This is a genomic window from Billgrantia sp. NRB1 (genome assembly GCF_056921725.1).
In genome coordinates this window covers 4064374-4076646 of the sequence record NZ_CM167783.1, presented here as the reverse complement: position 1 = coordinate 4076646, position 12273 = coordinate 4064374, and the positions used below count along the sequence as shown (strand labels likewise).

The 12273-nt window shown below is 67.1% G+C and carries 9 protein-coding genes and 1 pseudogene; 5 read left to right on the top strand and 5 right to left on the bottom strand.

The window, feature by feature from the left end; translation table 11 throughout:
- Positions 1-117 precede the first annotated feature (117 nt).
- Complete coding sequence (locus ACZIYR_RS18665) at positions 118-3588, bottom strand: DEAD/DEAH box helicase (RefSeq protein ID WP_483527687.1); 3471 nt, start codon at positions 3586-3588, stop codon at positions 118-120.
- A gap of 225 nt (positions 3589-3813) precedes the next feature.
- On the opposite strand from ACZIYR_RS18665, the gene ACZIYR_RS18660 reads away from it, so the two are divergent.
- Complete coding sequence (locus ACZIYR_RS18660) at positions 3814-4545, top strand: sulfite exporter TauE/SafE family protein (RefSeq protein ID WP_473031840.1); 732 nt, start codon at positions 3814-3816, stop codon at positions 4543-4545.
- 258 nt (positions 4546-4803) lie between these two features.
- Complete coding sequence (gene gcvT, locus ACZIYR_RS18655; RefSeq protein WP_473031839.1) at positions 4804-5919, top strand: glycine cleavage system aminomethyltransferase GcvT; 1116 nt, start codon at positions 4804-4806, stop codon at positions 5917-5919.
- Between the two features lie 114 nt (positions 5920-6033).
- Here gcvT and ACZIYR_RS18650 read toward each other — a convergent pair whose 3' ends face one another.
- From ACZIYR_RS18650 to ACZIYR_RS18640, 3 genes are read right to left on the bottom strand one after another with little or no spacing between them, the layout of a single operon-like run.
- Positions 6034-7338 (bottom strand): amidohydrolase, encoded by a 1305-nt coding sequence (locus ACZIYR_RS18650; protein WP_473031838.1) that lies wholly within the window; start codon positions 7336-7338, stop codon positions 6034-6036.
- Between the two features lie 17 nt (positions 7339-7355).
- Positions 7356-8813 carry a sodium:solute symporter family protein gene (locus ACZIYR_RS18645; RefSeq protein ID WP_483527686.1) on the bottom strand — a complete coding sequence of 486 codons (1458 nt, stop codon included), beginning with the start codon at positions 8811-8813 and terminating at the stop codon, positions 7356-7358.
- Positions 8806-9018 carry a hypothetical protein gene (locus ACZIYR_RS18640; protein ID WP_473031836.1) on the bottom strand — a complete coding sequence of 71 codons (213 nt, stop codon included), beginning with the start codon at positions 9016-9018 and terminating at the stop codon, positions 8806-8808. Before ACZIYR_RS18640 ends, ACZIYR_RS18645 begins: the two co-directional genes overlap by 8 nt.
- A gap of 161 nt (positions 9019-9179) precedes the next feature.
- Here ACZIYR_RS18640 and ACZIYR_RS18635 point away from each other — a divergent pair, with 161 nt between their 5' ends.
- Positions 9180-10073: a LysR family transcriptional regulator gene (locus ACZIYR_RS18635; RefSeq protein WP_473031835.1), complete on the top strand. Its 894-nt coding sequence runs from the start codon at positions 9180-9182 to the stop codon at positions 10071-10073.
- A gap of 29 nt (positions 10074-10102) precedes the next feature.
- Here the strand turns inward: ACZIYR_RS18635 and ACZIYR_RS18630 are convergent, their stop codons facing one another.
- Entirely contained in the window at positions 10103-10888 is a 786-nt protein-coding gene (locus tag ACZIYR_RS18630; RefSeq protein WP_483527685.1) for an IclR family transcriptional regulator domain-containing protein, read from the bottom strand.
- A 364-nt stretch (positions 10889-11252) separates the two neighbouring features.
- Here ACZIYR_RS18630 and ACZIYR_RS18625 point away from each other — a divergent pair.
- Positions 11253-11384, top strand: a pseudogene (locus ACZIYR_RS18625) (CoA transferase subunit A); the annotation flags it as partial.
- Positions 11385-11415: 31 nt separating this feature from the next.
- Positions 11416-12204, top strand: coding sequence for an alpha/beta fold hydrolase (locus ACZIYR_RS18620; protein WP_483527684.1), 789 nt, complete (start codon positions 11416-11418; stop codon positions 12202-12204).
- Positions 12205-12273: the final 69 nt, after the last annotated feature.

Here is a 12273-nt window from a genome sequence, read left to right as displayed (position 1 = left end):
CGCGCAAGCTGCGCCCCGCAGGGCTTGCCGACGAGGGGCTGCTGGAAGAGCAGATCATGCAGGATGTCGCGATCCTCAATCGGGACTGGCTGCTGATCGGCCGCCAGGTGCGCACCCCTAAGCTACCGGCGCGAAGAGCAGAGCGAGGTCATCCTCATCGAACAGAGGACCTTCGGTCTTGTGCTCGGCTCCGCCTTCGAGAATCGATGACGCAAGGTCCGCCTTGCGTGCCTGCAGGCTCAGGATGCGCTCCTCCACGGTACCTGCACACACCAGTTTGTAGACGAATACCGGGTTCTGCTGGCCCATGCGGTGGGCGCGGCCGGTCGCTTGGGCCTCTACCGCCGGGTTCCACCAAGGGTCGTAGTGGATCACGGTATCCGCGGCGGTGAGGTTGAGCCCCGTGCCGCCGGCCTTGAGGCTGATCAGGAACACCGGAATCTCGCCCTGCTGGAATAGTGTGACCCGCTGGGTGCGGGTCTTGCCCGGTGTGTCGCCGGTCAGGGTCGTGAAGGGGATGCCGTCTTTCTCCAGAGTCTGACCGATCAGCCCTAGCATTTCGGTGAACTGGGAGAAGATCAGGATACGCCGCCCCTCCTCCACCAGGGGCGGCACCAGCTCGCTAAGCTGTTCCAGCTTGGCGGATCGTTTCACCTTGCGCACACTCTCCAGCTTGACCAGCCGTGGGTCGCAGCACACCTGACGTAGCTTGAGCAGCGCATCGAGCATGACGATGCCGGAGCCGGCCAGGCCGCGCTCGGCCACCGCCTGCTGGACCCGCTGGTGCTGGGCCAGGCGCAGGCTCTCATAGAGCTCGCGCTGGGCGCCGCTCAGGGTGACCTCACGGCTGACTTCGGTCTTCTCTGGCAGTTCCGTCAGCACCTGCTGCTTGGTGCGGCGAAGCATCAGCGGGGCGATGCGCCGGGAAAGGCGCTGGCGCAGCGCAAGGTCGCCCTCCTTCTCGATGGGGGTACGAAAGCGCTGGCCGAACCACTGCTGGCTACCCAGCGCCCCCGGGGCCACGGCGTCGAGTTGGGCCCACAGCTCACCCAAGTGGTTCTCCAAGGGCGTGCCAGTCATGGCGATGGCGCGCCCGATCTTGAGCTCGCGCACTGCGCGGGCGGTCTGGCTGGCAGCGTTCTTGATCGCCTGGGCCTCATCGAGCACCAGCAAGCCGAAGTCGTGCTCGCGTAGACGCTCCAGGTCGCGGATCAGCAGCGCATAGGTGGTCACCGCCAGGTCGGCAGTGGGCAGCATTTTCTCGAATTGACGCTCGCGCTGGGCCTTGCCGCCTTGCAGGGCCACCACCTCGAGTTCGGGGGCGAAGCGAGCTGCTTCGCTGCACCAGTTGCCTACCAGGCTGGTGGGGGCTACCACCAGGGTCGGTCGGTCCAGCACCCCGCGGGCACGCTCATCGAGCAGATGTGCCAGCACCTGTACTGTCTTGCCAAGGCCCATGTCGTCGGCCAGGATACCGCCAGTGCCCAGCTCCGAGAGAAAGCGCATCCAGGCGATGCCGCGGGCCTGATAGTCGCGCAACTCGCCGGTAAACCCGGGGGGCGACGGCAGGCTGGCAGGCAGTGTGCGTAGGCGCCGAGCCAGGTCAGTCACATCCTCACGCCCCGCCCAGCGCTCGTGCTCGGCTAGTGGTGCCACCTTCTCGGCTGCGGTCAGCGGCAGGCGCACGGCTGCCTCCGAGTCGCTCTCGTCATTGAGCCAGTCGAGGATGGGTGCCATCAGGGATCGCAGCCGTGCAAGCGGCATCACCAGGCGGCGGTTTTCGGGCAGGGTCAGCGTCCAGGTGGCGTTTTCTGCCTCATCGTCGGTGGGTTCTAGCGGGAACCGGGGATCCTTGAACAGGCGGCGCAGGATCGGCAGCAGGTTGAGCCGCTCGCCTTCCACCTCGATATCCAGCGCCAGGTCGAACCAGCCGTTGCCGGCCGGCTCCAGCTCGCCGTACCAGTCATCCGGCTCTACGTAGATCGGCTCCTCGGGGAACTCATCATCGAACTCGACCAGGCAACCGGCCTCGCGAAGCCGAGCGATCATCTCCCACCAGCCATCGGGGCCGGCCAGGTGGGTCGCCCACTCGGCGGCAGTGGTCGGTAGTGTGCCCTCGAGGGGCAGCAGCAGCGACCATTCAGGAAGATCGAGATGGGCGGGTACTGCCTCGATCTGCTGCAAATACTCCAAGGGCACCACACCGGACGGTAATGACCGCACCAGTGCTATTTCCGCCTCGGAGTCGCGCATCACGGTGAGGCGCTGCCCGTCCCGGAAGACCTGAGCGCTCTTGCCCTCTTCCGGTGGCACCTCGATGCCATCGTAGTCGAAGCCTACCACTGCCGCGCCCACCTCGACCCAGCGAGGCACCATGGCGCCGTCGCGGTAGCCCAGTTGCCCGGAACCTATCCGCATGGTGATCTTGAGTTGCGGGATCAGCCCTTCCAGAGTGCGTGCCTCTACCGCTTGGGGAGCTGGCAGCCGCTTGGCAAGGGCCGGCGCCTGATGCATGCGTTCGGTGAGCCAGTCGCTCATCTCCGGGGGCAGCGACGGCGCTCGTCGCAGGCGCATCAGAAGGTCGGCGTCTCCCTCCAGGCGCCCAAAGCGACCATTTTTGCTGTCGAGATAGCAAAGCTCGGTGCCGGCGCGCACGATAGCGGCCTCATGGGAGATCACCCCAGCCGGCTCAGCATCCGCCCGCAGGTGCTGATGGCCATCGGTATCCGGCTCCCAGGCGAGTGTCAGACGACAGGCCGGGCCCGGATCGAGCATGGCACCCGTCTGCTTGGGGTGGAAGAGTAGCGGCGGTGAATCACTCTCCAGCAGCGACCAGAGCGCTCGCGCCTGAAAGGTGTGGGTAACCAGGCTCCAATATTGCTCGTACCCCCCGGCGAGCTGACGGCGCTGCTCGCCGAGCATCAGCAGCTCCAGGGCTTCTTCCTGATCGGGTGCCAGCCCTTGCGGCGGCTTAGGCAAGAGACTGCCGCCGCGCCTCACCATAATGGGTCGAGGCTTGACCCAGCCGTTGCCGCGACTGCGCTGCTTGCTGGGCCGCATCCACACTGGTGACACCTTGAGCGTCGGCGAGCGGGGGTTCGGATCAATATCGAGGAACAACGCCAGGCGGTAATCCTCTTCCAGTTGTTCGGCCGCCATGCTGGCCCCGGATGGCGCCTCGAGCTCGGCCAGCCATGATTCCCAACGTTGCTTGAGCGAGGCCGTATCGTCCTGGGCCGCCATGCCTTTGGCCTCCATGTCGTCGAGAAAACTGCGGATCACCGCCGCTGCATGCTTGCACTGGCGCCCCACCGGGCAGCTGCAGTCGCTGACAACCCCCATGTCCGGGCTGTAGGGATCCACGGCAACGCTCGTGAGGTAGCGGCTGCGCCCGCTGCCATTCACCTGGGCCCGCAGCACCAGCAGTTCTCCCTGGCGCTCTAGGCGGGAGCCTTCGCACACCTTGCCCTGGCGTGCATAGGCCAGCCCACGCGACAGTGAACGTGCATCGAAACTTCGCTGCCAGTGGGTAGTATCCAGGGTGTGGTAGAGCGCTAGGGCAGTATCTGCGAGATGGACATCTGGCAAGCTGATTCCTCCAGGATTGAGGGCAAGGTTGGTATTGGAGCGAACCCCGACGCCCTCCGCAACCAGCCAGTGGCACGATACACGGTATCTCGCTCTGATTGCTGCCCAGCGATCAAGGGGATCTCTTTGATTTCGTGGGCCGATGTGGCGGAGCCAGGTGCGTCCCAAGTCCTCGGGCCTTCAGGGTGTATACTCCTGCGACCCTTTTTCGATACGGATGGCACCATGCTGATCGCCCTCGTGACCCTGGCGCTGGCGGGAATCATCAAGGGCGCGATCGGGTCGGGCGTGCCGGTGATCGTCGTGCCCGTCCTGACCATGCTCTACGACGTCCAGGTGGCGATTGCCGTGCTGCTGGCGCCCAATCTCATCAGTAACGCCTGGCAGGTGTGGCACTATCGCCGCCACTTGCTGCCCCGCGACTTTCTGCTGGCCTTCTCGCTCAGCGGTGGCCTGGGGGTGGCCGTGGGCACCTGGGCGCTGGTGGTGGTCGACAAGGAGACCCTGTCGGTGGTGGTGGCGGGCTGCATCCTGCTCTATCTGGCGATGCGCTGGCTCAACGGCGCTCGCGCGCTGCCCTACGCCATCGCCCGGCGCCTGGTGCTGCCCCTGGGCGGGCTTGGGGGGCTGCTGCAGGGGGCCGCAGGCATGTCGGCGCCGGTGTCGGTCTCCTTTCTCAACGCCATGCAGCTCGACCGCCGGGTCTATATCGGCTCGATCTCGACCTTCTTCGCTGCGATCACCGTGGTGCAGATTCCGGCGATGCTGACGGCTGGCCTGCTCACCTGGCCCCTGGCGGCGGTCAGCCTCCTGGCGCTGGGGGTGATCGCGGCGGCCATGCCTCTGGGCGCGCGTCTGGGGCGCCGGCTGTCGCGGCGCTGGTTCGACAGGGCGATCATGGCGCTGCTGTTCGTGATTGCCATGAAGATCCTGATCGAGGCCTTCGTGATCGGCTAGCGTTTCGTGCCGCCGTGTTTCCGATAAGAAATCCATTTCCCGTTTTCGGTGGCATTGTCCCTGGCCATGCCCTCTCTATATCGGAATGGTACCGTGTGGCGGCCTGGAAGCGGGGAAGGGGATTTCCGATGCGTTTCTGTTGTTTCTTATAGGAAACATGGGCTAGTCTGGGGCTCCGGGTCCGGCCCGGCGTCTTGACGCCGCCGCTTGGCCAACCACTGGCCCGTCCCCCGACATCCGCAAGCAGAGGCCGCCTCGATGAGCCAACTGAAACGCACCCCGCTGTTTGACCTTCATGTCGCCCAGGGCGCCAAGATGGTGCCCTTCGCCGGTTACGAGATGCCCGTCCAGTACCCGGCGGGCGTCAAGCAGGAGCACGAGCACACCCGTGCGGCCTGCGGTCTGTTCGATGTGTCGCACATGGGCCAGCTGCTGCTGCGCGGGCCCGCGCCGGCCGAGGCGCTGGAGCGCCTGGTGCCGGCCGACATCGTCGGCCTGCCGGAGGGCATGCAGCGCTATGCCCTGTTCACCAACGAGGATGGCGGGATTCTCGATGACCTGATGGTGGTCAACGCCGGCGACTGCCTCTATCTGGTGGTCAATGCCGCCTGCCAGGCGCAGGACATCGCCCACCTGCGCGCGCATCTTGCCGAGGGTCACGAGATCGAGGTGCTGGACCGTGGGCTGCTGGCCCTGCAGGGGCCCAAGGCCGCCGAGGTGATGGCACGGCTCTGCCCCGCGGCCTGCGAGCTGGTCTTCATGCAGCACGGTCGGTTCCACCTCGACGGCGCCGAGGTGTGGATCAGCCGCAGCGGCTATACCGGCGAGGATGGCTTCGAGATGTCGGTCGCCGCCGACCAAGCCGAGGCGCTGGCACGGCGCCTGCTGGCGGAGCCGGAAGTGGCGCCGATCGGCCTGGGGGCGCGCGACTCGCTGCGCCTGGAGGCCGGGCTCTGTCTCTATGGCCATGACCTGAATACCGGCACCACCCCCGTCGAGGGCGGCCTGATCTGGGCCATCGGCAAGCCGCGCCGGCACGCCGGCCCGCGTCCCGGCCGCTTCCCCGGCGCCGACCTGATCCTGCACCAGGTGGAGGTCAAGGATCACAGCCGCAAGCGGGTCGGCCTGCTGGGCGAAGGCCGTGCCCCGGTGCGGGAGGGTGCCGAGCTCTACGATGAGGCGGGCCATCTGATCGGCATGGTCACCTCCGGCGGCTTCGGGCCGACGCTCGGCAAGCCGGTCGCCATGGGCTATGTGCCGGTCGCCCACGCCGAGATCGGCACTCGGGTGTATGCCGAGGTCCGCGGCAAGCGCCTGCCGATGGTGGTCAGCAAGATGCCCTTCGTCACGCCGGGCTACTATCGGGGAAAATGACGCTGAGCCCCGGCTGACTCCGGTTGCGGGCTGGCCGCGGCATCCGGCAACAAACCGCAAGGCGGGCGCCAGAAGGCGCCCGCCTTGCTGCCATAATGGTTTGGAGAGCGTGGATCAGCGGGCCAGGTAGGCCAGCGCTCCTGCCGCCATGGCCTCGATGCCGGTGCGCAGGGTCACGTCGTTGCCGGGGAAATAGTAGGGCGAATGCGGCATCTCCAGCTGGCGCATCTTCTCGGCAACCCCCTGGCCGGGCGTATCGGCCCAGCGTTCGGCCGGCGTGGCGCCGATGAACCAGTACACGCAGGGGATGTCCTTGCCGCCGAAGCCCCCCGCCTCAGCGTTGCCGAAGTAGGGAAAGTCCTCGCTGCCGTTGAGCCGCGGCATTGCATAGAGGCTCGCCTCGCCGAAGTGCTCGGCGTGGGCGCGGCGCACCTGCGCCACCGCCACGGGGTCGTTGTGCAGGGCGATGGTCTCGTTGAGCACCCGGAACTCGGGGGGCCTGGGCGAGCGTCCCGCCTCGCATTCGGCGCGCACGATGCGCTCGATGCTCTCCACCACCTGGCGGTGCAGGGCGTTGTCGAAGCTGCGCACGTTGATCTCCAGCTCCGCCGAGTGGGGGATGATGTTGGCCTGGGTGCCGGCGGCAAGCTTGCCGACCGTGACCACCACGGTCTCCTCCGGCGGCACCTCCCGGGCGACGATGCTCTGCAGGCGGGTCACCACGTGGGCGGCGATCACCACCGGGTCCACCGCCTGGGCGGGCATGGAGCCGTGGCCCCCGGCGCCGTGGATGGTCACCGCCAGGTTGGTGCAGGCGGCCATGGCGCCGCCGGCGATATGCCCGACGCTGCCGGCCAGGGCCGGCATATTGTGCTGACCGAGGATCACGTCGGGGCGGGCGAAGCGCTCATAGAGGCCGTCCTCGAGCATCGCCCTGGCCCCGCCGAAGATCTCCTCGGCGGGCTGGCAGACCAGCATCAGGGTGCCTTGCCAGTTCTCCCTCAGTGCGACCATCGCCGCGGCGGCGCCCACCACGCAGCTGCTGTGCAGATCATGGCCGCAGGCGTGCATCAGCGGCACCTCGTGGCCATCCTCGGCGATGGCGGTCTCGCGGCTGGCGAAGTCGAGGCCGGTCGCCTCCTCGATCGGCAGGGCGTCCATGTCGCCGCGCAGCATCACCGTGGGGCCCTCGCCGTTGCGCAGCAGGGCCACCACGCCGGTGCCGCCGACGCCGCGGGTCACCTCATAGCCGTGCCCCTCCAGGGCCTTGGCGAGTCGTGCGCTGGTCCTGTGTTCCTGGAAGGGCAGCTCGGGAGTCTGGTGCAGCTGGCGGTAGAGCGCCTGGATCTCCTCGAGGGTCGCGTCTACCTGGGCGCCGATGGCGCCCTTGAGGTCCAGCGTCGGGGATGGGGTTGTCATCATGGTCTCCATGGCGCTTATTGGGTGCGTTGCGGGGTCGGAGCCGCCAGGGCGGGCTTGCCGAGCCACTGCCAGGCCGCCACCACGCCGACGTTGAGCAGCATGGCCCAGATGCCGGCGTGCCAGCCCAGCGGCGAGCTCCAGACGAACTCCATCAGCAGGTAGGCGAGGCTGCCCACCAGGGCGCCGGCCATGACGCTGGCGCGACGCAGCTGCGGCAGGAAGAGTGCGCCGAGCACCATCGGGAAGAGCTGGACGATCAGGCCGTAGGCGCCGAGCAGCAGCAGCACCAGCGAGGCGGGATTGGCCAGGGCGAAGAGGTAGGCGATCAGCGACAGACCGAGCACGCTCCAGCGGGTGGCGCTGACCACGGCCTTCTCGCTGGCCCCCTTCATCAGGGTGGGGCCGGCCACGTCGCGCACCAGCACGATGGCGGCGGTATGGGCCAGGTTGGCGCCGGTGGACATGGCCGCCGCCAGCGCCCCGGAGAGCATCAGGCCGACCACCCAGGGCGAGAAGTTGGCCACGTCCATGACCATGCGCAGCAGCACGGTATCGGCGCGCGCCAGCGGGTCATCGGCAAACACCAGGATACCGGCGAAGCCGATGAACAGCAGCGGCACCAGCAGGTAGGCGTAGAGCGGGTAGAAGACGCTGACCTTGCGCAGCGTCTTGCCGCTGTCGGCGGAGTAGAACTTCATGAACAGGTGCGGCCACATGGCGCCGCCGAAGGCGCTGACCAGTACCGCGGTGCTGAAGTAGCCCCAGTTCATGCCGGTGGCCCCGGGCAGGGTCAGGTATTCGGGCATGGTCAGCTGGATCTGGCTGAACATCTCGCCGACCCCGCCGTAGAGGCGCTCGGAGATCGACAGGCCCAGGAACCAGGCGATGGCGATCATCATGATGCCCTGGATCAGGTTGGTCCAGCCGATGCCGTTCAGGCCGCTGCAGAAGACGTAGGCGGCCACCACCACGAAGGCCAGCAGGGCGCCCAGCCAGAAGGGGATCAGGCCGTCGGTGGCCGCCTGGAACAGCAGCCCCGCCCCGGCGATCTGGATGGTCAGGTAGGGCACCAGGGCCAGCACCCCGATCACCCCGGCCAGGATTCCCAGCGGCTTGCTCTGGTAGTGGTCGGCGATCATGTCGCCCTGGGTCAGGTAGCCCTTCTGGCGGCCCAGCTCGGCGACCCGTGGGCCCATGGCCCAGATGGTGATCGGCACCAGCGACAGGTAGGCGAGGATGTAGAAGGCCGGCGCGCCGTGCTGGTAGCTCCAGCCGGGTGCACCCAAGAAGGCGAAGGCCGAGAAGATCTCGGCGCCGAGGATGAAGAACAGGATCACCACGCCCACGTGGCGTCCGCCGGCCACGTAGCCCTCGAGGCTCGAACTCTGCTGGCCGCGAGCGCGCAGACCCACCCAGAGCACGCCGAGGAGGTAGGTGAGGGTAATACCGACGACGATCAGCGAATCAGTCATGGCGGCCACCTCCGTGACGGATCACGTAGGCCACCCACATGCCGGCGAACAGCACCAGCATCCACAGGATGTACCAGAAGAACAGGAAAGGGAGGCCCAGCACGGTGGGCTCGATACGGTTGGCGATCAGGGCGCCGGGCCAGATCATGGCCAGGGTGCACAGCGCGAAGTGCAGCCCCGTCAGCAGGTGGTAGGTCTTGGTCATGGGGAGAGTCCAGCTCGCACAGGGCGAGACTTGTTATGGGTTGTCTCCTCACTATGGAACAGCGCAAAAGATAGCAAAAATATAGGTTTTGGATGGTTGCCATGCTGACATGGTATGGCTAGTGTCCGGAGGGAACCCGCATCTCCCAAGGGGGCGCCTGCATGGAGTTTCGCCAGCTCAGCTATTTCGTCGCGGTGGTGGAGACCGGTTCGATCTCCGCCGCTAGCCGCCGGGTGCATGTCGCCCAGCCGGCGCTGACTCGGCAGATTCGGCTGCTGGAGGAGGACCTGGGCACCCGGCTGCTGGATCGGCATGCTCGCGGCGTGCGCCTGACGGTCGCCGGCAAGGCCCTCTTCGAGGAAGCGGTGCCGCTGCTCGATGCCCGCACCCGGATCCGGGCGCGGCTCTCGGCGCTGGGCAGCGGCCTGACCGGCAAGCTCAGCCTGGGCATTACCGTGGCCCATCTGTGGGTGCCGGAGGTGGCAGACCTGCTGGGCCGCTATCGGGCCTGCTATCCCCAGGTCGGCTTCGAGGTCTTTCCGCTGCTCTCCGGCCCCCAGCTCGAGCGTCTGCGCGAGGATACCCTGGATGCCGGCATCCTCTACCTGGACAGCGGTGAGCAGCCGGGGCTGGAGACGCGTCTGCTGCAGCATGACCACCTGATGCTGGCGGTGCCGGCGTCATCGCCGTGGGCGAGATCGCCGCCCCGCCGCCTGGCTGACCTTGCCCAGGCGGAGTTCGTCTGGGGACACCGCAGCATCTCGCCGGTCTACTACGACCGGGTCGTAGCGCACCTGGCGCACCTGAACTTCGAGCCCCGCGTGGTGCAGTATGGCGCCGACAACATCACCATCCTCAGCATGGTGGCCGCCGGGCTGGGGGTGGCCATCGTCCCCGCCGCCAGCGGCCACCACCCCATGCCGGGCATTCGCTTCCTGCGCCTGGCGGAGCTCGACGCCTGCGACATGCCGCTGTGGATGGCCTGGCGGTCGGGCAACGACTCCCCGGCGCTGGCCAATCTGGTCGACCTGGTGGGCAGCTGTTTCGGCGGATAGTCGCAGGGGGCTGGGTGATGCGGTCCGGTTCAGCCGATGCTGCTGCGAATGAGGCGTGCCTTCTCCTGCAGCAGGGGCAGGTGCTCCTTCAGCAGCGTGTCCATGCCGACCCGGGCGGCATTGGTGCTGATGTTGATGGCGCCCAGCAGCTTGCTATGAGTGTCGAAGGCCGACACGGCAATGGAGCGCAGGCCGGAGTCGAGCTCCTGGTCGGCAACGGCGTATCCCTGCTGGCGCACTGCCATGATGCACCTGCGTAGCTCGGCTTTTTTGACGATGCTCTTGTCGGTATGCGGTTTCAGCTCCACCCGATCGAGCCAGGCATCCAGTTCGTCGTCGGTCAGCTGGGCCAGCAGCACCCGCCCCATGGAGGTGTAGGCGGCCGGCAGGCGGGTGCCCACCGAGAGAGTGATCGCCATCAGCCGGTGGCGAGAGGAGGAGCGGGCCACATAGATGACATCGTCGCCGTCCAGCACCCCGAGCGAAGAGGATTCGCCGCAGGTGTCGGTGATCTCTTCCAGCACCTGCTGGATCACGCTGCGGTAGTCGTTGGCGGAGAGGAACGCATAGCCGAGCTGCAGCACCCGCGGGGCCAGCTCGAAGACGCGCTGCTGCTTGCGCACATAGCCCAGGGCATGCAGGGTGAGCAGGAACCGACGCGCCTTGGCTCGGTTCATCCCGGTACGTTGAGCCACCTCGCTCAGGGTCATGCGTGGGTGGGCCTCATCGAAGGCCAGGATCACCTCCAGCCCGCTGGCCAGGGCGGTGACGAAGTCCCGATCGTCGGGGCTGAGTACGTCTTTCTCTTCGGTCATGTCCGATGCGTCGCTTGTAACTGGATGTGGTGACTCGGGCGCTTTCCCTCCATCCTAGCACAATGTTCGCATAGCGAATATGGGTGCGTATACCTGCGAGCGAAAAGCCGTAGTGCAGAGATCTTATCTTATACCTTGGTAGTGGCCATCGCCCATTCTGGCTCCGCCTACCCCGGCCCGCTTCCTCGGCAACCGACCGAAACACCAAGACATTATCCGCTGCATCGCAATGGGAGGCCTGGCCTCCCTTTGGCATGCCTGGAATCCGGGATTTGACGTCGGCCGGGATCGGGAGTAATTTGTTCGCATAACATATTATTGTTCGTTATTCGAACAATAGGAACGGCCACCAGGAGAAGATCCCATGGCCGAGTTCCTGAGCCTGCATGACGCGGTGGCGCGCTACGTCCACGACGGCGCCACCGTGGCCATGGAGGGCTTCACCCACCTGGTTCCCTTCGCCGCGGGTCACGAGGTGATCCGCCAGGGGGGGCGCCACCCTGATCGAATGGTGTAACGGAGGTCCTATGGCATTTCTGAACATCGAGGGGCGCTGCGTCGCCTACCGCCTGCTAGGCGCCGAGGCCAACCCCCTGGTGGTACTGGCCCATCCGCTGGGCATGACCCAGGCGGTGTGGGACGACCTGCTGCCGGCGCTGCTGCCGCGATACCGGGTGCTGGCCTGGGACCTGCCCGGCCACGGCGCCAGCCAGGCTTGGGGCGAGGCCCCCATCACGCCGGCCGACCTGGCTACTGAGGTCCTGGCCTTGGCCGATCACGCCGGTGCCGAGCGCTTTCACTTCGTCGGCACCTCCATCGGCGGGGTGGTGGGCCAGCAGCTGCTAGCCGAGCACGCCGAGCGCCTGCTCTCTGCCACCCTGACCAACACCGGGGCGGTGATCGGCACCGAGGAGCTGTGGACCACCCGCGCCGGGCGCGTGCGCCAGGAGGGCCTAGCGGCGATGGCCGAGGAGATCGTGCCGCGCTGGTTCGCCCCGGCCCGGATCGAGGCCGAGCCGGCCCTGAAGGCGGGCTGGTGCACCCAGATGGGCCGCGGCGACGACGACTCCTACGCCAGGCTCTGCGAGATGCTGGGCCGCCACGCCTTTACCGGCAAGCTCGCCAGCAAGCCGGTGAAGGTGCAGCTGCTGGGCGGCAGCGTGGACCTGGCTACCCCGCCGGCGACCCTCGAGGCCCTGGCCGCCGAGCTCGACGGCGCTTCTCTGGAGATCCTCGAGGGTGTCGGCCACGTGCCCGCCGTGGAGGTGCCCGGCCTCTTCGCCGAGAAGCTGTTGGCCGCGATCCAAGAGGGCTGAGCTGCCCCCGTTGCCACGAGCGCACATACAACGACATCTCCCCCACTCGAACAGCCGCACCGATGCGAA

What these genes read in the sequence shown, in the direction of transcription:
- ACZIYR_RS18660 (WP_473031840.1), top strand. Translation starts at nt 3,814, where the DNA reads ATGCTGATCGCCCTCGTGACCCTGGCGCTGGCGGGAATCATCAAGGGC.
- gcvT (WP_473031839.1), top strand. Translation starts at nt 4,804, where the DNA reads ATGAGCCAACTGAAACGCACCCCGCTGTTTGACCTTCATGTCGCCCAG.
- ACZIYR_RS18650 (WP_473031838.1), bottom strand. Translation starts at nt 7,338, where the DNA reads ATGACAACCCCATCCCCGACGCTGGACCTCAAGGGCGCCATCGGCGCC.
- ACZIYR_RS18645 (WP_483527686.1), bottom strand. Translation starts at nt 8,813, where the DNA reads ATGACTGATTCGCTGATCGTCGTCGGTATTACCCTCACCTACCTCCTC.
- ACZIYR_RS18640 (WP_473031836.1), bottom strand. Translation starts at nt 9,018, where the DNA reads ATGACCAAGACCTACCACCTGCTGACGGGGCTGCACTTCGCGCTGTGC.
- ACZIYR_RS18635 (WP_473031835.1), top strand. Translation starts at nt 9,180, where the DNA reads ATGGAGTTTCGCCAGCTCAGCTATTTCGTCGCGGTGGTGGAGACCGGT.
- ACZIYR_RS18630 (WP_483527685.1), bottom strand. Translation starts at nt 10,888, where the DNA reads ATGACCGAAGAGAAAGACGTACTCAGCCCCGACGATCGGGACTTCGTC.
- ACZIYR_RS18620 (WP_483527684.1), top strand. Translation starts at nt 11,416, where the DNA reads ATGGCATTTCTGAACATCGAGGGGCGCTGCGTCGCCTACCGCCTGCTA.